Consider the following 20,210-nt stretch of genomic DNA (forward strand, 5'->3'; position numbering starts at 1 on the left):
GCGGCGCGTCAGCCCTCGTGGCCGATGAGCCAGCGCACGCCGTAGCGGTCGATCAGCGTGCCGTCGTGGTCGCCCCACGGCCGCCGCTGCAGCGGGTCGATGACGCGGCCGCCGTCGGCGAGCGCCTCGAACCAGGCGGCGAGGGTCGCGGGCTCCGCCGTGCCGAGCAGCGAGAGGAACATGCCGGTCATGGCCACGCCGTCCTCGTCGGCGCCGGCGTCCGCGCCCGCGATCTCGACCTCGCCCAGCAGCATCGCGTGCGCCACCGAGTCGGGCGGCCCGTCGTGGCGGCCGGCGGAGGCGTAGTCCATCAGTTGCAGCTCACCGCCGAACACCGACCGGTAGTGCTCCATCGCCTCGCGGGCGGTGCCGGGGAACAGCAGGTACGGGACGAGTCCGCTCATGCCGCGACCTTAGGGGGCGAGGCCCCGGGCGCGTACGGCCCCGAACGACGACGAACCGCAATCTCGACGTGCACCAACCGTAATCTCGGCGACCAGCGGGGCGCTGAGCCGCACTCTCGACCGGTCGTGGTTCTCCCAACCGCAATCTCGACGTGCACCAACCGCAATCTCGACGACGGGCCGGGCGTGTGGGACAGGCCACCGGGCGCGGCGCTCGCGCCGCAACCTACACATGTGTAGCCTACATGACCGTAGGTAGCTTTCCGGGCACCCGCGGGCGATCCCCACGCGGTGTCCGACGGCTCGGACGAGGTGCGCCGATCGCGTACGGAGTCCTCCGGCCGGCCGCGCCGATCGCGCGGCCGGCCGGACCCCGGGCCACGGGAGGTGCAGGATGGGGCCCCACCGGATCCGCTCCCGCACCGCAGCGTCGGACGACCGAAGGAGGACCACGTGTCCGTGCCCACCACCAGCTCCACGCACGAGTCGGCCACCACGGCCCAGGGTCCGAACGGTGCGAACCACGCCCCGAACGGCGCCGGTCACGCCCCCGCCTCCGGCACCCCCGACGCGACCTCCTCCGTCCCCGCCCCGCGCGGCGCCTCGCTCGACCCGGAGGACGCCCTGGTCCAGCTCCTCACCCCGGCCGGCGAGCGCATCGACCACCCGGTCTACGGGCCGCTCGTCGACGAGCTCGACGAGGACACGCTGCGCGCGATGTACCGCGACATGGTCCTCACGCGGGCCTTCGACACCGAGGCCACCCGCCTCCAGCGCCAGGGCGAGCTCGGCCTGTGGGCGCCGAGCCTCGGGCAGGAAGGCGTCCAGATCGGCTCGGCCCACGCCCAGCGGCCCGCCGACATGATCTTCCCCAGCTACCGCGAGCACGGCGTCGCGCTCGTCCGCGGCCTGCCGCTCACCGACCTGCTGCCCGTCATGCGCAGCACCCGGCACGGCGGTTGGGACCCCCGCGCGCACAACTTCCAGGTCCAGACCTTCGTGCTCGCCGCGCAGACCCTGCACGCCGTCGGGTACGCGATGGGCATCCAGCGCGACGGGCACGTCGGCACCGGCACGGACGCCGACCGCGCCGTCGTCGTCTACCACGGCGACGGCGCCGCCTCCGAGGGCGACTTCAACGAGTCCCTCGTCTTCGCCGCCTCCGCCCAGGCGCCCGTCGTCCTCCTGTGCCAGAACAACTCGTGGGCGATCTCGGTCCCCACCCGTGTCCAGTCGCGCGTCCCGATCGCCCGGCGCGGCCCCGGCGTCGGTATCCCGGCGGTCCGCGTGGACGGCAACGACGTCCTCGCCTCCTACGCCGTCACCGCCGAGGCGCTGCGCCGCGCGCGCTCCGGCGGGGGGCCGACCCTCATCGAGGCGGTCACGTACCGGATGGGCGCCCACACGACGTCGGACGACCCCACGCGCTACCGCCCTCGTTCCGAGGAGGAGGCCTGGCGCGCGAAGGACCCGATCGACCGGATGCGTGCCCACCTGCTCGCCGCCGGGCACGCGGACGACGCCTTCCTCGCCGCCGTCGAGTCCGAGGCCGAGGCGCTCGCCCGGGACGCCCGCACCGCCTGCCTCGCCGAGCGCGCCGACGCACCGGGGTCGATGTTCGACCACGTCCACTCGCTCCCGCACGCGCAGGTCGAGGCCGACCGGGAGGCGATGCTCGCGTTCGAGGCCGGCTTCGCCGACACGGAGACCGGCACGAGCACGGACACCGACAACGCCACCGGCACCGACACCGGCACGACCGCCGAGGAGGCCCGCTGATGCACCCCGCCCCGCCGGCGACGGCGACCACCCTCCCGCTCGCCCGCGCGATCAACGCGGGCCTGCGCGCCGCGATGACCCGCGACGACCGGGTGCTCGTCATGGGCGAGGACGTCGGCCCCCTCGGCGGCGTCTTCCGCGTGACCGACGGCCTGCACGCCGAGTTCGGTGCGGACCGCGTGGTCGACACCCCGCTCGCGGAGTCCGGGATCGTCGGCACCGCGATCGGCCTGGCGATGGCCGGATACCGCCCGGTCGTCGAGATCCAGTTCGACGGCTTCATCTTCCCGGCGTACAACCAGATCACCACGCAGCTCGCGAAGCTCACCTACCGCACGTCGGGCGCGCTCAGCATGCCGGTCGTCGTCCGCGTGCCCTACGGCGGCCACATCGGCGCGATCGAGCACCACAGCGAGTCGCCCGAGGCGCTGTTCGCCCACACGGCCGGCCTGCGCATCGTCAGCCCGGCCAACGCCGCCGACGGCTACGCGATGATCCAGCAGGCCATCGCCTCCCCGGACCCCGTGCTCTTCCTCGAGCCGAAGTCGCGCTACTGGGAGAAGGGGCCGGTCGAGCTCGACGCCCCCGTCGACCTGTCCGCCGACGCCCTCACGCGCGACCTGCACGCCGCCCGCGTGGTGCGTCCCGGCACCGACCTGACGATCGCGTCCTATGGTCCGGGTGTGAAGGTGGCGCTGCAGGCGGCCGAGGTCGCCCAGGATGAGGGGTCGAGCCTCGAGGTCATCGACCTGCGCTCGATCTCCCCGCTCGACGTCGACGCCGTCGCCGCCTCCGTCCACCGTACGGGGCGCCTGGTCGTCGTCCACGAGGCCCCCACCTTCTTCGGTCCCGGCGCCGAGCTCGCCGCCGCCGTCCAGGAGCGGTGCTTCTACGAACTCGAGGCCCCGGTGCTGCGGGTCGGCGGCTACCACACGCCGTTCCCGGCCTCCGCCCACGAGTCCGTCTACCTGCCCTCCCTCGACCGGATCCTCGACGCCGTCGAGCGTTCGCTCGCCGCCTGAGACGCCACCCGAGGAGCCGAGATGAGCGACCAGCGACACCAGACCTTCCGCCTGCCCGACGTCGGCGAGGGCCTGACCGACGCCGAGATCGTCAGCTGGGAGGTGGCCGTCGGCCAGCGGGTCGAGGTCAACCAGACCCTGTGCGAGATCGAGACCGAGAAGTCGGTCGTCGAGCTGCCCAGCCCGTTCGCCGGCGAGATCCGCGCGCTGCTCGTCGAGGAGGGCACGACCGTCGAGGTCGGCGCCCCGATCGTCGAGCTCGACACCCGCCCCGATGAGCCCGCCGCCCCCGAGCCGGCTGCCGGCACCGCGGAGGGGGACGAGGCCGACGACGACGCCGGCGGGTCGGGCGCCGTCCTCGTCGGCTACGGGACCCGGCCGGGCGCCGCCCGACGCCGTCCGCGGCGCGAGCCGGCTGCGGCGCAGCAGGGCGGATCAGCGGCGGGCGCCGCTCGGCCGTCCGCCGCGGCGAGCGCGTCCCCGGCCCCCGCCCCTCTCGTCTCACGCCCGAGCCCGGCCGGCACCCGCGTGGCCCCCGGCCGCCCGCGCACGGCCCCGGGCGGCGAGGCTCCCGGCGCCGCGGGCCCCGGCGTCCCCGGCCGCGCCACCCGCGAGGGTGGCGGCTCGAGCACGAGGTTCGTGCCGGCGTCGGGCGGTCCGACCCGGGCCAAGCCCCCGGTGCGACGCCTCGCGAAGGACCTCGGCGTCGACATCGACTCCGTGCACGGCACGGGGCCCGGCGGCATCGTCACGCGCGAGGACGTCGTGGCGCTCCACCAGCGCTCGGACGTCCAGCAGCTCGCCACGTGGTCGGACGAGGAGCCGTGGCTCGAGGGTGGTTCCGTCTCGCCCGACGGCCGGCGCACGCGCGTCCCGGCGCGGTCGGTGCGCCGCCGGACCGCGGAGGCGATGGTCCAGTCGGCGTTCACCGCCCCGCACGTCAGCGAGTTCCACACGATCGACGTCACGCGGACGATGGAGCTCGTCGCCCGGCTCAAGGCCGACCGCGAGTTCGAGGGCCTGCACGTGACGCCGCTGCTCATCGCCATGCGCGCCCTGCTGCTCGCGGTCAACCGGCACCCCGAGATCAACGCGTCCTGGGACGACGACACCCAGGAGATCGTCTACAAGCACTACGTCAACCTCGGCATCGCCGCGGCGACGCCCCGGGGGCTCGTCGTGCCCAACGTCAAGGACGCGCACCGGCTCAACCTCAAGGAGCTCGCGCAGGCGCTCGGCGAGCTGACCTCGACCGCGCGGGCCGGTCGCACGCAGCCCGCGGACATGGCCGACGGCACGATCACGATCACGAACGTCGGCGCCTTCGGCATCGACACCGGCACGCCGATCCTCAACCCCGGTGAGGCCGCGATCCTCGCGCTCGGCGCCGTGCGGCAGCAGCCGTGGGTGCACGACGGCGAGATCGCCGTCCGGTGGGTCACGCAGCTCGCGCTGAGCTTCGACCACCGGCTCGTCGACGGGGCCCTCGGCTCGTTCGTGCTCAAGGACATCGCGACGATCCTCGAGGACCCCTCGATGGCGCTCGTCTGGGCGTGATCCGGGGCGCCCGCCCGGCGCGTCAGCGCAGCGGGACGAACGCGTAGCTGCCCGGTGCTCGCTCCTCGTCGCGGCCGTCCGGCGTCCTGCGCACCCTCACCAGGTGCCCGCCCGCCGGCACGACCATGACGCCCCCGACCGCGAGCTGCGCGACCAACGGCTCCGGCACCGCGTCCGACATGGCTGACACGAGTATGCGGTCGAACGGCCCGTCGTCGGGGGCGCCGAGCACGCCCGCCTCGGCGACGCGGAACTCGATCCGCGGACGGCCGGTGCGGGGAGAGGCAGGCTTCTCCGTGTCCGTGTCCGTGTCCGTGCCCGTGCCGGTGCCCGTGCGGCCGTGGGGTGCGGCCGTCTCGACGTCCTCCGCCGCCTGCCCCACCGATGCCGCGCCCTCCAGCGCCGCGCGGCTGCGCCGCACGAGCTCGGGGACCAGCTCGACGCCGAGGACGCTGCCGCCCCGGCCGACGAGCTCCGCGAGGATCGCCGTGGTCCAGCCCGATCCGCTGCCGACGTCGAGGACCCGCGCACCCGCGGGCACGTCGAGGAGCTCGAGCATCGCGCGCACGGTCGAGGGCTGGGAGCACGTTGCGCCATGGCCGATCGTCAGCGGGGCGTCGGTGGACGCGTAGGGCCGGGTCGCGCGCGGGAGGAACCGGGCACGGTCCACCCGAGCCATCGCCTCCCGGGTGCGCGACGTCGGAGGTTCCCCGAACATCCCGTCACGCTACGGCCGCGCGGGCGGGACCGGAAGGCCCGCGACCGCCGCGCCTGCCGTGCAGGCTCGGCCGAGCAGATCGGGGCGCTTCACCCGAGCAGGTCGGGCGCCGCCGGCGGCTCCTCGCCGAGGACGTGCTCGGACAGGAAGCCGAGGACCACCTGGTACCAGAGCTTGGCGTGCTGGGGCGTGAGGATCCAGTGGTTCTCGTCGGGGAAGTAGAGGAACCGGTGGGGCGTGTGCCCGGCGTCGTCCATCGCGAGGGCGGACCGGGAGACGAGCGAGCGCCACAGCGCGAGGCCCTCGCCGATCGGGACGCGGTAGTCCTTGTCGCCGTGGATGACGAGCATCGGGGTCGAGATGTCGGCCACCGCGTGGTGCGGGGAGTGCGCGGCACGCATCTCCGGCGTCATCTCGCGCTCCCAGAACCAGCCGACGTCGGTGGTGCCGGAGAAGGTCTCGATGTTCCACAAGGAGGCGTGCGTGACGACCGCGTCGAACCGGTCGGTGTGGCCGGCGATCCAGTTGGCCATGTACCCGCCGAACGACCCGCCCATCGCGGCGGTGCGGGCGTCGTCGATCTCGGGCAGCGACGCGGCCGCGTCGGTGACCGCGAGGACGTCGGTGAACGGGTGGCCGCCCCACGCGCCCCAGCCGCGCTCGATGAACTCCCAGCCGTACCCGGTCGAGAGCGCCGGGTCGGGCAGGACGACGGCATACCCCTGCGCGACGGCGATCCACGGGTTCCACCGCCACGACCAGGTGTTCCACGAGGAGACCGGGCCGCCGTGCACCCACAGCAGGAGCGGCGCGGGCTTCTCGGCGGTGGCGCCGTCCGGGACCGCGAGCCAGCCCCGCAGCGGGTGGCCGTCGGGTGCGAACGCCTCGATCTCCGTGAGCGTGCCCGGCAGGGTCGGCGCCGGCACGGGGGAGGGGACGTCGGTGACCTCGGCGCCGCCGAGCGCGGGCTCGCGCAGCACGGACAGGTCGAGGCGCACGGGTGCGGCCGGCGCCCCGTAGCTCGCGCGCAGGGCGTAGGCGCGCGTCCCGTCGGGGGAGATCCGCACGTTCGAAAACGCGCCGTCGGCGGTGAGGCGGGTGACCTCCGAGCCGTCGAACGGCACGTGGAAGACCGGCGCCCGGCCGCGGTCGTCGGCCACGGCGAGCATGCCGGAGCCGTCCGGGAGGACCGTGGCCTCGCTGATCCAGCGGTCCCAGCCCTCGGCGATCGTCGCGCGCCGGCCGGTGGCGAGGTCGAGGAGCGCGAGGGTGACGATCGGGGGCCGCTCCGGGGTCGAGGGCTGCTCGACGGTGACGACGGCGCGCGCCCCGTCCGGCGTGAGGGCCACGGGCGAGAACTCGTGCTCCGCCGACGGCTCGGCCACCCAGCGGCGAGCGCCGGTCGCGACGTCGATCGTCACGACGCCGGTGCGTAGCTCCCCGCGCGCCGCGGGGACGGACCAGGCCGCGAGGATCGTCGTGCCGTCGTCGGACAGGACGTGGGTGCCCTCGAACAGGGCGGTCCCGGCGTCCGGGGTGAGGTCGACGAGCGTGCCGGGGGCATCGGCGTCGGGCCGTTCGTCGTCGTGCCCGGTCGTGGCGGCGTTCGCGCCGTCCGTCGCCGAACCGGCCGACGGCGGGTCGACCCGGTAGAGGTGCGGGTGACCGGGACCGAGGTCGTGGTCCCAGTAGCGGACCGGGTAGCCCGAGTGGAGGATCGCCGCCACCTTCTTGTCCGTGCGCGCCTTGCGTCGCTCGGTGTCGTCCTTGAGGTCGGTCGAGCCCGGGAGCGGGGAGCCGACGACGACCACCGTGTCCGCGGCGCGCGCCGTGAGGACGCCCTCGACGCCGCCGGGGTGGTCGGCGAGCACGCGCGCCTCGCCGCCGCCCGCGGGCAGGACCCAGGCGCGGGCGCGCGAGCCCTCCTCGTCCGCCGGGTCGGGCCGCGCGGCGGTGAAGACGAGGTCGCCGGACGCGGTGAAGGCCGGGGCGGACTCGCCGGTGCCGCCGCGGGTGAGGCGGCGCGCCGGGCGCTCGGCGTCGGGGTCGATCTCCCAGACCGCGCTCCGGTAGGCCGTCGCCTTGTCGTCGAGCGTGGCGACCGACGTGACGAGCCGCCCGCCGTCCGGGCTCAGCGCGAGCCCGGAGACGCGCCCGAGCGCGACGTAGGTGTCGAGGTCGTGGAATGGGGTGCGGGGCGTGTCGTCATCGGTCACCCTCGTATCCGACCACGGGCACGCCGCCCGTGTCCGCCTGATTCGGAGGTGTTCGCGACGCGCGGACAGCCGCGGCGGCCCCGCCGGGTCAGTAGGTCTCGAGCACCGACGGGCCGAGGCGGAAGCCGCTGCCGGACTCGGTCGACCAGCACTCGACGTCGACCCCTGTCACCGTGCACGCGAGGTCGCCGTTGTAGGCGGACTGGCCGTCGGAGAGCAGCGGGTCGGCGTTCGCGGACCGGTTGCAGTTGACGCCGGCCTCACCCTCGGAGCTGATCTCCACGCTGATGCCGCCGGGCAGGCACCCCTCGGGGGTGTCGAGCGAGTGGTCGACGATCGTGCAGACGACGTCGCTGCCGCTGAGGTTGCACGCCATGTTCGCGCCCTGGACCCAGAACCCGGGCATCTGCTGGGCGTCGGCCGGGATCTCGGGGACCTCGAGCCAGCTCATGTCGGCCTCGATGGCCGTGCGCAGCGCGGGGTTGGTGTCGGAGTCGCCGAGGATCATGTCGACGACCTCCTGGGTGTGCTCGCGCCCGCACTCGTCCATCAGCGCCTCGAGGGAGTCGACGACCCGGTCGCCGTGCGCGGGGTCGCCCCACGTGCCGTCGGGCGCCGCGGAGGCCGCGAAGGCCTGGACCACCTCGGCATCAGGACCCGGGTCGGAGCAGCCGGAGCTCGACGGGAGCGCCTCGAGGGCGGCGAGCGCGTCCGCGATCTCGTCGGTCGCGGGGCTCTCCTCCTCGCCCTCGCTCGGCGCCTCGTCGGTGGCCGGCGGGAAGTCGGGGTCGGGCTCGCCCGCCGAGGTGGTCTGCTGGTCGTCGTTCCCGGGCAGGTTGAAGATCCACAGGGCGCCGAGGACGATGACGGCGAGCGCGGCGGCGACGGCGAGGATCCCGGCCCACGGCACGGCGCGGCGCGGCTCCTCGATCTGTCGCGGCGGTGCGTCGGGCGTGCGGGTGGTGACCGGTGAGCCGTCCGGCGGGGTCGTGGGGCGCGCGAGCTGCTCGCCCTCGACCGCGGGGGACTCGGTGGTCGGCCGCTTGGCGGACCCGGTCGCGGCTGCGCCGGCGGCCCCCGCAGCGCCGAAGCGCTCGGCGGTGGGGCGGCGCACGGGCGCCGTGGCGGGCTCGTCCGGGTCGATGCCCGCGGTGCGCGCGCGGCGCTGGGCGATCGCGTCGTCGACGTCGTCGTCTCCGAGGTTCCCGAGCCACTCGAGCAGACCGGGGTAGGTCGAGGGGTTGCCGGCGATCGCCGGGCGCAGCTCGGGGTGGTGCTCGGCCAGTTCCTGCAGCCGGGTGAGCGGGGTCGCCGGGTCGGCGGCCTCGTTCGCCAGGTCGTTCGTGTCGTCAGTGCCGGTCACGGCCGTGTCCTCCATCGCGCGTCTGCCCGGGAGTGTACGGGCAGCCGTGCCCGCCGCCTCCCAGGTGTGGCGCGCGGCGCAGAGGGTCGTGCCGGCGGTGGCGGTGGTGTCGCCCACGGTCGCCGACCGCTGGCGGGGACGTCCTGAACGGGCACGTCTGACCACCTCGAGGGGCCGCCGAGCACCCTAGGGTTGTCGCGTGCAGCCGGGGACCTCCAACGACGACGACGTGGACCGCTCGTCCGACGTCGACCCGGAGACCCCCGACGGAGCGGCTGCTGCCGGACCTGATGCGGAGCCGGACGCCGGCCCGCACGTGGTCGAGAGTTCGGGTGAGGGGTCGGGCGCCGGTCCGCATGTGGTCGAGAGTTCGGGTGAGGGGTCGGGCGCTGGCCCACATGTGGTCGAGAGTGCGGGTGAGGGGTCGGATGCCGGGCCGAACGTGGTCGAGAGTGCGGCTGAGCGACCTGACGTGACGCCCACCGACGACGACGCCGGACACCCCGAGCCGCCGACCGCGAGCACGGCCCCGCGCGTGAGCGAACCGCCGTCGGAGGTCCCGGACCTCCCGCCGGTCGCGCTGCCGGTGAACGACACGACCTCGGGCGGCCCGGTGCCCGGCGACCAGGTGGTCGTCCGAGGCGCGGGGGCAGGTGGCCACCAGGCAGACGGCCCCGACTCGCGATCCGCCCCCGACTCGCGACCCGCTCCCGACGCCGGCGAGGCAGATGGCCTCGACTCGCGACCCGCTCCCGACGCCGGCGAGGCAGACACCGCCGAGCTCGACGCCGCAGGACGCACGGCCGCGGTACCGCTCGATCAGGCGACCGCCGCCGGTGCCGCCGACCGGGCCTCCGCCGGCTCGGCCCTCCCCGACGAACCCGCCTCCGTGCCGGCAGGCTCGGCCCCGACGTACGTCGACGAGGGTGGCGCGGGCGCCGCCCCGGACGGCGACGGCGGGGCGGACGGCTCCGCGGCGGTGGGCGCTGACGGGACGGACCGGTCGCGCGAGCGCCGGCCGGACACGGACGACGAGACCCCGGCGGCTCTCGCCGCGGTCCAGGGCGCAGCGATGTCAGTGCGCCGGTGGTGGCGGCGGGCCGGCTCCGGCGTGGTCCAGCGGTGGGTGCTCTCGCTGGTCATCGCATCGCTGGTCATCGTCGTCGGGCTGCTCGTGGCCGACCGGTGGGCGCTCATGCGGGCGCGCGCCGAGGCGGAGGACGCGTTCGAGTCGTTCACCGAGGAGCTCGAGAACCCCGACGTCCGCCTCGACGGCTTCCCCTTCCTCCCGCAGGTGGTCTCCGGCCGCATCGACCGGATCGACTTCGAGGCCGACCGGATGGTCCTCCCGGACGTCGAGCTGCTCGACGTCGAGGGATTCATGACGGGCGTCGGTTACCGGCAGCCGGTCGAGGTGGCGCACCTCGAGGCCAGCGGCACCGTTCCGCTCGAGCTGGTGCAGGAGCAGGTGGCGGAGGCGACCTTCGACGTCCCCGTCCTCGGTGAGCGCAGCTTCGAGGCCGACATCGACGGCAACGACCTGGTCCTCACCACCAGCGTGCTCGGCGGCGACATCCACGTGACCGCCGAGGTCGCACCCACCGAGGACGGCCGCGGCATCCACCTTCACCTCGACCAGGGCACGCTCGCCGGTGTGAGCACGCGCCTGTCGGAGATCCCGCTCGTGGGCAGCCGCCTGCCGCTCGACCACTACGTCGAGCTCGAGGGCCTCCCCGAGGGACTGATCCTCACCGACACGACCGTGGTCGGCGACGGCATCGCAGTCGTGGTCGAGGGGGACGACGTCCGGTTCTGACCGATCGCCGATCGTCGATCACTGCTCATCGGTCAGCGCTGACTGCTGACTGCTGACTGCTGACTGCTCGGCGCGGCCACCGACTCTTCGGCGCGGCCACCGACTCTTCGGCGCGGCTACCGACTTTCGGCGTGGGGGACGCGGTGCGGCGTCGAGACGGGGGTGTCCGTGTCGAGACTCAGGTTGACGTGTCGAGAGGAGGGCCGCCGTCTGTACCTTCGACGCGTTGACCGACTCTTCGGCGCGGCTACCGACTCCTCGGCGCGTTGACCGACTCTTCGGCGCGGCTACCGACTCTTCGGCGCGGCCACCGACTCTTCGGCGCGGCTACCGACTTTCGGCGTGGGGGACGCGGTGCGGCGTCGACACACACCCCTACCGCTCCTGCGACGCCCTCGCCCGGGCCGCGAGCATCTCGTTGTAGGCGGCGAGCTCGGCGTCGCCGTCGGCGTCGGCCCGTCGGTCGATCCGCCGGGCCTCCTTCCGCTCCGACCGGGCCCACTGGACGGCCACGCCGACCGCGAGCGCGAGGGTCGGGAACTCGCCGACGCCCCAGGTGATCGCGCCGCCCACCCCCTGGTCGGCCATCGCGTCGACGCCCCACGGCAGCCCGAGCCAGCCGAAGTGGTCGGCCCCGAGCAGCGCCGTCGACTGCATGACGGCCACGCCGAAGAAGGCGTGGAACCCCATCGTCGCGATGAGCAGGACGAGTCGCAGCGGGTACGGGGGGCGGGTCGGGCCGGGGTCGATGCCGATGAGCGCGTTGGCGAACATGTACCCGGCGAGGGTGAAGTGGACGACCATGAGGATGTGGCCCACGTGGCTCCCGAGCGCCAGGTCGAACAGCGGCGTGAAGTAGAAGACGATGAGCGACCCGGCGAAGTTGATCCCCGCGACGATCGGGTGCGCCCACGCCTGCGCCCACCGCGACCCGAGCAGGGCGAGCAGCCACTCCCGGGGCCCGCGCGAGCCGTCCTGCCGCACGGGCAGGGCCCGCAGCGCGAGCGTGACCGGCGCGGCGAGGACCACGAACAGCGGCACGAGCATCGTCAGCGCCATGTGCATCGCCATGTGCACGCTGAACAGGATGTCGCCGTACACCGCCGGCGCGCCGAGGGTGAGGTAGGCGAACGCCGCGAGCCCGACGTACCAGCAGACCGTCCGGCCCACCGGCCAGGCGATGCCGCGCCGCCGCAGCCGCAGCGCCCAGCGCCCGTAGACCAGCGCGCCCGCGACGACCATGAGCACGAACAGCGGGTCGAGCCGCCACACGGTGAGGTAGGCGACCAGGTCAGGGAACGGTGGGACGGGTGAGCTGGTGATCGCGTAGGTAGGCGTCGGGTCCGGCGGCGGCGCGATCGGCACCGGCGTCTCGGACGACCCGAGCGCCACGGCCACGCCGATGACCGCGGCCATGAGCGCGACCTCGCCGATCGCGAGGCGGAGGAACGCCCCGCGCCGCCCCTGCCCGAGCGCCGGCAGGGTCGAGCGCCGGTGCCACGCGCCCGCCGCGAGCAGGGCGGCGCTCGCGACGACCTTCACCAGCAGCAGCCGCCCCCAGCCCGTGGTGACGAGCTCGCCGAGGTCGTTGATCCGCAGCATCGCACTCGCCGCACCCGACAGGACGACGAGGATCGCCGACCACGCCGCCGTCGACGAGTACCGCTGGGCCGCCGGCGCCAGCTCGCGCGACCTCAGGTGCTGCGCGGCGACGAGCAGCCCGGCGAGCCCGCCCATCCACAGCACGACGCCGGCGAGGTGCAGCCACATGCCGGTCATCGCGATCTCGTGGTTGGCGGCGCCGTTGGCGTGCCCCGTGAACCCGATCGGCGCGAGCGCCACCACGCCCACGACGGCGGTCCACGCCGCCCCGGCCGTGCCCGACGTCGAGACGGCGAGCAGCCCCGTCAGCAGCGCGAGCGCCGAGGCCCACACGAGCGTGACGCCGAGGTCGAGCTCGGTGACGAACTGCCACAGCGACGCGGAGTACAGCTCGCCCGTCAGCGGCTCCCCGACCACGGACGCGTGCGTGAGCAGCAGGTGCGCCACCTGCAGCGGGCCCCACAGTGCGGCCGCGATCATCCCCGCGCGCACCACGCGGGTCCAGGCCCGCGTCGGCGGCCTCGCCGCACGCCGCCTCTCGGCTGCCGACGACGACGAACGTGCCGCCTCCTCGCCCGCCGTGTCGGTCGCCGGACGGCTGGTTGGTGCCGGGAGGGCGGCGGGGTCGGCGGATGCCGGCGAGGGCTCGGCGTCGGAACCGCCGTCGGGGCCGAGGACGGGCGTCGTCGTCGCCGGCGCGTCCGTCGACCGTCCGCCGGCGGCCGCGCGGGCGGCGCGCTCGCGCGCGGAGACGCGCACGGTGTGGGCCTTGGCCGGCCCCACGAGCACGATCGCGGCCACGGCGAAGCAGCCGACGGCCAGCGTCGCGGCGAGGTGGCTCCCGACCGTCACCAGCGGCAGGCCCCAGCGGACGAGCACGCCGGGGTCGGCGAGCAGGGGGGCGTCCGCGGCGCCGGTGGAGAGCAGGCCGAGGACGAGCGCCACGAGGGCGGCGCCGAGCGCGCCGACCCATACCGCGACCGCGCGACCCGTCGACGGCGTCCGCATGGCCGACGCCTGCTCGGTCGACGCCTGCACGGTCGGCGTCCGCCCGGTCGACGGCGTCCGCCCGGTCGACGGCTGCTCTGCCGGGCCGGTCCCGCTCGGCACCTGTCGTCCCGTCGCGCCCCGCTGCGTCCCGGCCTGCTCGGTCGTCAACGAGCTGGCGCCGGCCGTCGCCGACCGGCGGGCATCGGAGGACGGGGGCTGCGGCACCTCGTCAGGGTACGTCGGCGGCGTCACGCGGCCCGGGGTGCGTGCGCGGTCTCACGCGGCGCGCGAGGGGAGCGGGCGGTTCGACGTCGCCGTCGTTCGTCGTCGTCGGACGTTCGTCCCGTCCCGCCCACGTCCCGGCCCCCGCACCAGGTGGGAAGCACTGCCCTGTGCTCCGGCCCGTGGACCGGCCCGCGCGTCGGTAGTCTGCACGGGCCACCCCGCCGGGGCGGCGTCGAGCATCGTGAGGGAGCACCCGTGCCTGAGTGGACCGCCCAGCCCGAGCAGCAGGCGAGGGCCCGCGTCAAGCGGATCAAGGACGACGAGGTCTGGCGCGCCACCGACCTCGTGCGGCAGGTCACCGAGGTGTTCAACACGCGGGTCGTCGGCCAGGACGACCTGCGGCGCGCACTGCTCTCCACGCTCATGGCGGGCGGGCACATCCTGCTGGAGTCCGTGCCGGGCCTCGCCAAGACGACCGCGGCGCAGACGCTCGCCTCCGCGGTTTCGGGCTCGTTCCACCGCATCCAGTGCACGCCGGACCTCATGCCGAACGACATCGTCGGCACGCAGATCTACAACTACGCGACCGGCGAGTTCACCACCCAGCTCGGCCCGGTGCACGCGAACCTCGTCCTCCTCGACGAGATCAACCGCTCGTCCGCGAAGACCCAGTCGGCGATGCTCGAGGCGATGCAGGAGCGCCAGACCTCGATCGGCGGCGAGGTCTACCCGCTGCCGAGCCCGTTCATGGTCCTCGCCACGCAGAACCCCATCGAGGAGGAGGGAACGTACGTCCTCCCCGAGGCGCAGATGGACCGGTTCCTCCTCAAGGAGGTCCTCACCTACCCGACCCCGACCCAGGAGGTCGAGATCCTCTCCGGGATCGCGTCGGGCTCCCTCAACACCCCGATCGACACGCAGCCGATCTCGCTCGAGGACGTCACGCTCCTCCAGGACCTCACGTCGCGCGTCTACGTCGACATGTCGATCAAGCAGTACATCGTGGCGCTCATCAACACCACGCGCGGCGGCGGACCGCGCCCGCTGCCCGGCTTCTCCGACCACGTCCGGGTCGGCGCCTCGCCCCGAGGCGGCATCGCGCTCCTGCGCGTGGCCCAGGCCGTCGCCCTCCAGGAGGGCCGCACGTACGTGGTGCCGGACGACGTCAAGCTGCTGCGGCACGCGGTCCTGCGCCACCGCCTCGTGCGGACGTACGACGCGCTGGCGAAGAACGTCGCGCCCGAGGCGCTCGTCGACGCGGTCTTCGCCGCGGTCCCGACGCCGTAGGGGGCGCGGTGGATCGGTCGAGCTCCAGGCTGGAGCAGATCCGGGCGCGGCTCGAGCTGCCGACGGTGCGCCGCGCGAGCGGCCTCCTCGACGGCCGGCACCGCTCGATCTTCTCGGGGCACGGCCAGGACTTCGACGACCAGGTCGAGTACCACCCCGGGGACGACGTCAAGGACATCGACTGGAAGTCCTCGGCGCGGGCTGGCCACCCGATCATCCGCCGGTTCGTGCGCGAGTCGAACCTGTCCACGGTCCTCGCGTTCGACACCGGCGTCTCGATGGCCGCCACGAGCGCCTCGGGACTGTCGAAGAAGAACGTCGCGATGTTCGCGGCGGACATCATCGCCTACGTCGCGCGCGCCCGCGGCGACCTCGTCGCGCTCGTCGCCGGGGACTCCGAGCGCATGGTCCAGCGCCCCGCCCGCCACGGGACCGCCCACCTCGAGTCGGTCCTCTCCCTGGTCGAGGAGGCGCTCACCCTCGAGGCCCCGCCGTCCGACGTCGGGCGGGTGATGGATCGTGTCCTCACCGGGTTCCCGCAGCGCTCGCTGGTCGTCCTCATCACGGACGAGGCCCGGCCCGGGCCGGAGCACGAGGACTCCCTGCGCCGGCTGCGCACGCGGCACGAGGTGCTCGTCGTGCGCGTCGGGGACGCACTGCCCACGGCCGCGGGGATCGGCCCCACGGCCGACGTCGACGGCTGGGAGCGCCTGCCCGCGTTCGTGCGCGAGGACAGGATCCTCGCCGCGCAGGTCGACCACGCCGCGGCCTCCCGCGCCACCGCCGCCACGCGCCTCCTCGACCGCCGCGGCGTCCACCACGTCGTCGCCTCCTCCGAGGACGAGGTCGTCGGCGCGCTGCTCGACCTGCTGGGGAGGTCGCGCCGTGTCCGTCGATGAGATCGGCACCGACCTCGCCGCGCTGCAGGACTACCCCTGGTGGGTCCTCGTCCTCGGCGTGGTCCTCGTGCTCGCCGCGGTCGCGTGGATCGTCCTCGTCCTCGTGCTCACGTCCGCCCGGCGCGAGCGGTCACGGGCCGACGTGCCGCTGCGCATGGCCGACGCCGAGCGGGAGCGGTTCATCGCCGAGGTCGAGGAGCACTACGCCGCCTACGAGGCCGGGGCGCTCGACCTGCGGGCCCTCCACCTCAAGCTCGCGCGCACGATGCGGGCGTTCGTCTCCGAGCGGGTCGGGCGCGACGTGCGCTCGTGGACGGTCAGGGACATCTCGAGCCACGACCCGACCGCGCGGGCCGGCGGCCTGCTCAGCGTGTGGGAGGAGCCGAGCTTCGCCCACCGCTCCGACGCCGAGGCGCGCGCCGCCCGGGACGGCGCCGTGGAGGTGATCCGGCGATGGTGACCCCCTGGCTCTGGCCGGTCGCGCTCGTGATCATCGCGGCCGCCGCGCTCGCCGGCTGGCTGACGGCGACCCGCGGCGCGCGCCGCCCCGACGACGTCACGTGGGTGGCGAACTCGACCTTCATCCGCTCCCTGCCGCGCTACCAGCAGCGGATGCGGCTCATGCGCCTCCTGCTCGGCGGCGCCGGCGTCCTGCTCGTGCTCACGTCCGTCGCGGGGTCCGCCCTCGCCGCGCGGCCGATCGACCGGGACGTCCGCCACGAGGAGCTGACCAACCGCGACATCGTCCTGTGCCTCGACGTCTCCGGCTCGATGATCGAGTTCGACGCCGAGATCATGGCCGAGTTCCAGCAGCTGGTCGAGTCCTTCGACGGCGAGCGGATCGCCCTCAACATCTGGAACTCGACGACGAGGGTCGTCTTCCCGCTCACCGACGACTACGCGCTCGTCAACGAGGAGCTCGAGCACGGCGCCGAGGTCCTGGGCTCGTACCTCGACTGGAGCAACACCGACTGGGAGTCGATCGACGAGTACATGCGGGGCACCACGTCGACCTCCTCGATGTCCTCCTCCCTCATCGGCGACGGCCTCGCGAACTGCGTCAACAGCTTCGACCTCGAGGACGACGAGCGCTCCCGCTCGGTCATCCTCGCCACCGACAACGAGGTGGCCGGCGACCCGGTCTACGAGCTCGAGGAGGCGGCGGCGCTGGCCCAGGAGCGTGGCGTGACCGTGCACGGCCTGTACGCCTCCACGCTCGGTCCCGACGCCGGCCCGACCCGCGACGAGTACGAGGCCACGATCACCGAGCACGGCGGCCAGTTCTACGAGCTCGGCGACCCCGGCGCCGTCCCCGCGATCGTCGAGCAGGTGCAGGCCCAGCAGGAGGCCGAGCTCGACGCCGACCCCACGGTCGTCGTCACCGACCGCCCCGACCGCTGGCTTCCCTGGCTCACGGCCGGGCTCGCCGGCTTCCTCGTCCTCGTCTGGCGGGTGCGCACATGATCCTGCGCTGGGCCTGGGACTGGTGGGTGGTCGCGCTCGTCGCGCTGCCCCTGCTCGCGATCTGCGTGCACGGGCTGCTGCGGGCGCGCGGCAGCCAGGAGAACACGCAGTGGTCGTGGGTGCGCCGCGCGGCCATGGTGCTGTGCCTCGTCGTCGTCGCCCTCGCTCCCGCCGTCCCCGCCGAGGAGACGGAGGTGGGCACGAACGCGGACGTGTTCTTCGTCGTCGACCGGACGGGGTCGATGGCGGCGGAGGACTACGACGGCGAGGAGCCGCGCCTCGCGGGCGTGCGCGCGGACATGGCGGAGATCGTCTCCTCGATGCCGGGTGCGCGGTTCTCGATCGTCGCGTTCGACTCGCAGGCCACGCGCGAGCTGCCGCTGACCAGCGACGCGCGCGCCGTGGGCACGTGGGTGGACACGCTGCGCCAGGAGGTCACCTACTACTCGGGCGGTTCCTCGATGGACCGTCCCCGCCAGAACCTGTCCGAGGCGCTCGCCCGCGCGGCGGAGAACAACCCCGGCAACGTGCGGCTCGTCTTCGTCCTGTCCGACGGCGAGAACACCGCCGGCGACACCTCGCAGCAGCAGCTCCCGGGCGCGTGGTCCGACTCGGCCGGCTACGTCGACGGCGGAGCGGTCCTCGGCTACGGCACCACCGACGGCGGCCAGATGCGCAGCTACGACGGGACCGAGCGCACCGGCCCGGGCACCACCTCGCCGTACATCACCGACGACTCCACCGGCGAGCCCGCGATCTCCACCATCGACGAGACGAACCTGCGGGCCGTGGCCGAGGAGCTCGGCGTGGAGTACCTGCACCGCACGGAGCCGGGCGGGCTGGACGCCGTCGTCGAGGGCATCGACGTCGAGGCCATCGCGCGCGCCGACGGCCGCCAGAACGTCGACGTCTACCGCGACGTGTGGTGGCCCGCGATGTACGTCCTCGTCCTGCTGCTGGCCTGGGAGGCGTTCGAGATCGCCCGGCGGATGCGCGGCACGTTCGACTCCGGCTCGGTCCGCCGGGCGGCCCTCGCCGCGCGTGCGGGGTCGGGTGCGGGGCCGGGGCGCGGGTCCGGCGGCACGGGAGCCTCGGGAGGTAGGGCATGAGCACGACGACGAACGACGACGTCGCCACGGGTGGGCCGAAGGACGGGAAGCCCGCGGCGGGCCTGCCGGACCGGCTGCGCCGGCGGCGCCGGATGCTCGCGTGGTCGGCGCCGCTGCTGGGGATCGCCCTGACCGCCGGGCCGTTCCTCATCGGGGTGTCGCTGGCCGACGACGGCCACCGGTCCACCGCCGAGGAGGACCCCGCGGGCGCGATCGACGGGTACGCCGCACTGGCCGACGACACCCGGTTCGGCCCGCGGCCCTGGATCGCCGTCTACAACACCGGCACATCCGCGCTCATGGCCGACCAGGCCGCGACCGCGGTGACCGAGCTGACCGAGGCCCTCGAGCTCGTCCCGGAGGGGACCGAGGGGGACGACGGCGAGGTCGACCCCGAGCTGCCGGAGTGCCTCGTGCGGCGCAACCTGTCGCTGTCCTACGAGCTGCTCGCGAGCGAGGCGCTCGCCGACGAGGACCGGCCGATGGTCGAGGAGCACCTCACCGACGCGCTCGAGGCGCTCGGGCCGTGCACGACCGACCCGCCCGAGGACGAGCAGTCCGAGAGTCCGTCGGAGAGCGGGTCGGACGACCCCTCCGAGAGTCCGTCGGAGAGCGGGTCGGACGACCCGTCGGAGAGCCCGTCCGAGAGCGAGTCGGACGACCCGTCCGACGGCGGGGAGGAGTCCGACGAGCCGTCCGAGGGCGAGGAGGAGTCCCAGGATCCCGGCGACGAGGGGGAGGAGTCCCAGGAGCCGGGCGAGCAGGGCAACCCGAACGACGAGATCCAGCGCCGCCAGGACGAGAGCCGCGAGGAGAACCGCGAGGCCCAGCGCCAGGAGGAGGAGGGATCCTCCGGCGACGAGGAGGAGTCCTCGAGCGGCGAGGGCGGCGAGGGCGAGGAGGAGTCGTCCTCCCTGTCCCCGCAGGAGCAGGAGCTCCAGGACCGCAACCGCGAGGCCCAGGAGGACCAGCGCCAGCAGGAGCAGCGCGAGGGCGGCGGGTACGGCGGCGGCCAGAACTGGTAGCCGCGGCGGCGGTCAGCCGACCGGCGCCGGCACCCGCACGCCGACGGCGCGCAGGACGAACTCCTGGGTCGCGCCGATGAAGTCCTCGCGCTCGACCTCGCCGGTGGGCAGGCGGCGGCCGGACAGGCACGCGTGGACGAGCTGGACCGTGACGTCGAAGTCGCTCTCGCCGACCAGGCCCTGGGCGTGGGCGTCGGCGAGGATCTGCCGCAGGAGCAGCTCGACCCGGCCGACGTGCGCGCGCAGTCTCTCCGCCGCGTCGCGCGAGATGATCTCCTTGAGCGCCGGGCCGGGCGCCGAGTGATATGAGCGGTCGAGCTGGAGCTGTTCGCGCACGTAGGTCCGCAGCTGCTCGACCGGGTCGTCGATCGCCTCGAGCCGGGCCGTGAGCGACTCGGTGAAGTCGGCCGTCTCCTGCTCGATGAACCCGAGCAGCAGGGACTCCTTGTCGGCGAAGTGGTTGTACACCGACGTGCGGCCGACGCCGGCGTCCTGGGCGATCTCCGCGAGCGACACCGCGTCGAAGCCGCGCTCGCGCATGAGGCGGTCGAGGGAGGCGAACAGGGCGCGGCGCGTGAGCTCGCGGTGCTCCGCGAGGGAGCCGCCGATGATCCGTGGCATGGAGCGATGATGCCATGTTCTGACGCATCCGGGGAATCCGTCTGATCCGTGGTCGGCGGCGATGCCCGGCCGGACCCGTGGCGCCCGAGGCAGGACGCGGGTGGCGCGCCGGG

The 20,210-nt window shown here is 74.4% G+C and carries 16 protein-coding genes; 10 read left to right on the forward strand and 6 right to left on the reverse strand.

Annotated features, from left to right (window positions below; genetic code table 11):
* Positions 1-8 precede the first annotated feature (8 nt).
* Positions 9-404, reverse strand: a complete 396-nt coding sequence (locus ACZLMO_RS06805; RefSeq protein WP_425713839.1) for a VOC family protein — start codon at positions 402-404, stop codon at positions 9-11.
* 453 nt (positions 405-857) lie between these two features.
* On the opposite strand from ACZLMO_RS06805, the gene pdhA reads away from it, so the two are divergent.
* The 3 genes from pdhA to ACZLMO_RS06820 are packed head-to-tail and all read left to right on the forward strand — an operon-like array spanning position 858 to position 4,762.
* Positions 858-2,183, forward strand: a complete 1,326-nt coding sequence (pdhA, locus tag ACZLMO_RS06810) for a pyruvate dehydrogenase (acetyl-transferring) E1 component subunit alpha (RefSeq protein WP_425713838.1) — start codon at positions 858-860, stop codon at positions 2,181-2,183.
* A complete protein-coding gene (locus ACZLMO_RS06815; protein ID WP_425713837.1) occupies positions 2,183-3,205 on the forward strand; it encodes an alpha-ketoacid dehydrogenase subunit beta in 1,023 nt (340 codons plus the stop codon). The genes pdhA and ACZLMO_RS06815 overlap by 1 nt, the downstream gene beginning before the upstream one ends.
* Before the next feature lie 21 nt (positions 3,206-3,226).
* On the forward strand, positions 3,227-4,762 hold the full coding sequence (locus tag ACZLMO_RS06820) for a dihydrolipoamide acetyltransferase family protein (RefSeq protein WP_425713836.1): 1,536 nt from the start codon (positions 3,227-3,229) through the stop codon (positions 4,760-4,762).
* Between the two features lie 22 nt (positions 4,763-4,784).
* On the opposite strand, the gene ACZLMO_RS06825 is transcribed toward ACZLMO_RS06820, so the two are convergent.
* From ACZLMO_RS06825 to ACZLMO_RS06835, 3 genes are all read right to left on the reverse strand, one after another.
* Complete coding sequence (locus ACZLMO_RS06825; protein ID WP_425713835.1) at positions 4,785-5,441, reverse strand: protein-L-isoaspartate O-methyltransferase family protein; 657 nt, start codon at positions 5,439-5,441, stop codon at positions 4,785-4,787.
* A 128-nt stretch (positions 5,442-5,569) separates the two neighbouring features.
* Positions 5,570-7,696 (reverse strand): prolyl oligopeptidase family serine peptidase, encoded by a 2,127-nt coding sequence (locus ACZLMO_RS06830; RefSeq protein ID WP_425713834.1) that lies wholly within the window; start codon positions 7,694-7,696, stop codon positions 5,570-5,572.
* 88 nt (positions 7,697-7,784) lie between these two features.
* A complete protein-coding gene (locus ACZLMO_RS06835; protein WP_425713833.1) occupies positions 7,785-9,059 on the reverse strand; it encodes a variant leucine-rich repeat-containing protein in 1,275 nt (424 codons plus the stop codon).
* A gap of 472 nt (positions 9,060-9,531) precedes the next feature.
* Here ACZLMO_RS06835 and ACZLMO_RS06840 point away from each other — a divergent pair, with 472 nt between their 5' ends.
* Complete coding sequence (locus tag ACZLMO_RS06840) at positions 9,532-10,875, forward strand: LmeA family phospholipid-binding protein (protein WP_425713832.1); 1,344 nt, start codon at positions 9,532-9,534, stop codon at positions 10,873-10,875.
* Positions 10,876-11,250: 375 nt separating this feature from the next.
* On the opposite strand, the gene ACZLMO_RS06845 is transcribed toward ACZLMO_RS06840, so the two are convergent.
* Positions 11,251-13,692, reverse strand: coding sequence for a bifunctional copper resistance protein CopD/cytochrome c oxidase assembly protein (locus tag ACZLMO_RS06845; protein WP_425713831.1), 2,442 nt, complete (start codon positions 13,690-13,692; stop codon positions 11,251-11,253).
* A 255-nt stretch (positions 13,693-13,947) separates the two neighbouring features.
* Between ACZLMO_RS06845 and ACZLMO_RS06850 the strand changes: the two genes are divergently transcribed.
* From ACZLMO_RS06850 to ACZLMO_RS06875, 6 genes are read left to right on the forward strand one after another with little or no spacing between them, the layout of a single operon-like run.
* Positions 13,948-14,979 (forward strand): AAA family ATPase, encoded by a 1,032-nt coding sequence (locus ACZLMO_RS06850; protein WP_425713830.1) that lies wholly within the window; start codon positions 13,948-13,950, stop codon positions 14,977-14,979.
* Between the two features lie 8 nt (positions 14,980-14,987).
* Positions 14,988-15,878, forward strand: a complete 891-nt coding sequence (locus tag ACZLMO_RS06855) for a DUF58 domain-containing protein (RefSeq protein ID WP_425713829.1) — start codon at positions 14,988-14,990, stop codon at positions 15,876-15,878.
* Positions 15,865-16,338 carry a hypothetical protein gene (locus ACZLMO_RS06860; protein ID WP_425713828.1) on the forward strand — a complete coding sequence of 158 codons (474 nt, stop codon included), beginning with the start codon at positions 15,865-15,867 and terminating at the stop codon, positions 16,336-16,338. Before ACZLMO_RS06855 ends, ACZLMO_RS06860 begins: the two co-directional genes overlap by 14 nt.
* Positions 16,332-17,342: a vWA domain-containing protein gene (locus ACZLMO_RS06865; RefSeq protein ID WP_425713827.1), complete on the forward strand. Its 1,011-nt coding sequence runs from the start codon at positions 16,332-16,334 to the stop codon at positions 17,340-17,342. Before ACZLMO_RS06860 ends, ACZLMO_RS06865 begins: the two co-directional genes overlap by 7 nt.
* Positions 17,339-18,451, forward strand: coding sequence for a vWA domain-containing protein (locus tag ACZLMO_RS06870; RefSeq protein ID WP_425713826.1), 1,113 nt, complete (start codon positions 17,339-17,341; stop codon positions 18,449-18,451). Before ACZLMO_RS06865 ends, ACZLMO_RS06870 begins: the two co-directional genes overlap by 4 nt.
* A complete protein-coding gene (locus ACZLMO_RS06875) occupies positions 18,448-19,476 on the forward strand; it encodes a hypothetical protein (RefSeq protein WP_425713825.1) in 1,029 nt (342 codons plus the stop codon). The genes ACZLMO_RS06870 and ACZLMO_RS06875 overlap by 4 nt, the downstream gene beginning before the upstream one ends.
* 12 nt (positions 19,477-19,488) lie before the next feature.
* Here the strand turns inward: ACZLMO_RS06875 and ACZLMO_RS06880 are convergent, their stop codons facing one another.
* Complete coding sequence (locus ACZLMO_RS06880) at positions 19,489-20,097, reverse strand: TetR/AcrR family transcriptional regulator (RefSeq protein WP_425713824.1); 609 nt, start codon at positions 20,095-20,097, stop codon at positions 19,489-19,491.
* Between the last annotated feature and the right edge of the window lie 113 nt (positions 20,098-20,210).

It is taken from the genome of Georgenia sp. G2120, from assembly GCF_055326485.1.

What these genes read in the sequence shown, in the direction of transcription:
- ACZLMO_RS06805 (WP_425713839.1), bottom strand. Translation starts at nt 404, where the DNA reads ATGAGCGGACTCGTCCCGTACCTGCTGTTCCCCGGCACCGCCCGCGAG.
- ACZLMO_RS06815 (WP_425713837.1), top strand. Translation starts at nt 2,183, where the DNA reads ATGCACCCCGCCCCGCCGGCGACGGCGACCACCCTCCCGCTCGCCCGC.
- ACZLMO_RS06820 (WP_425713836.1), top strand. Translation starts at nt 3,227, where the DNA reads ATGAGCGACCAGCGACACCAGACCTTCCGCCTGCCCGACGTCGGCGAG.
- ACZLMO_RS06825 (WP_425713835.1), bottom strand. Translation starts at nt 5,441, where the DNA reads ATGGCTCGGGTGGACCGTGCCCGGTTCCTCCCGCGCGCGACCCGGCCC.
- ACZLMO_RS06865 (WP_425713827.1), top strand. Translation starts at nt 16,332, where the DNA reads ATGGTGACCCCCTGGCTCTGGCCGGTCGCGCTCGTGATCATCGCGGCC.
- ACZLMO_RS06870 (WP_425713826.1), top strand. Translation starts at nt 17,339, where the DNA reads ATGATCCTGCGCTGGGCCTGGGACTGGTGGGTGGTCGCGCTCGTCGCG.
- ACZLMO_RS06875 (WP_425713825.1), top strand. Translation starts at nt 18,448, where the DNA reads ATGAGCACGACGACGAACGACGACGTCGCCACGGGTGGGCCGAAGGAC.
- ACZLMO_RS06880 (WP_425713824.1), bottom strand. Translation starts at nt 20,097, where the DNA reads ATGCCACGGATCATCGGCGGCTCCCTCGCGGAGCACCGCGAGCTCACG.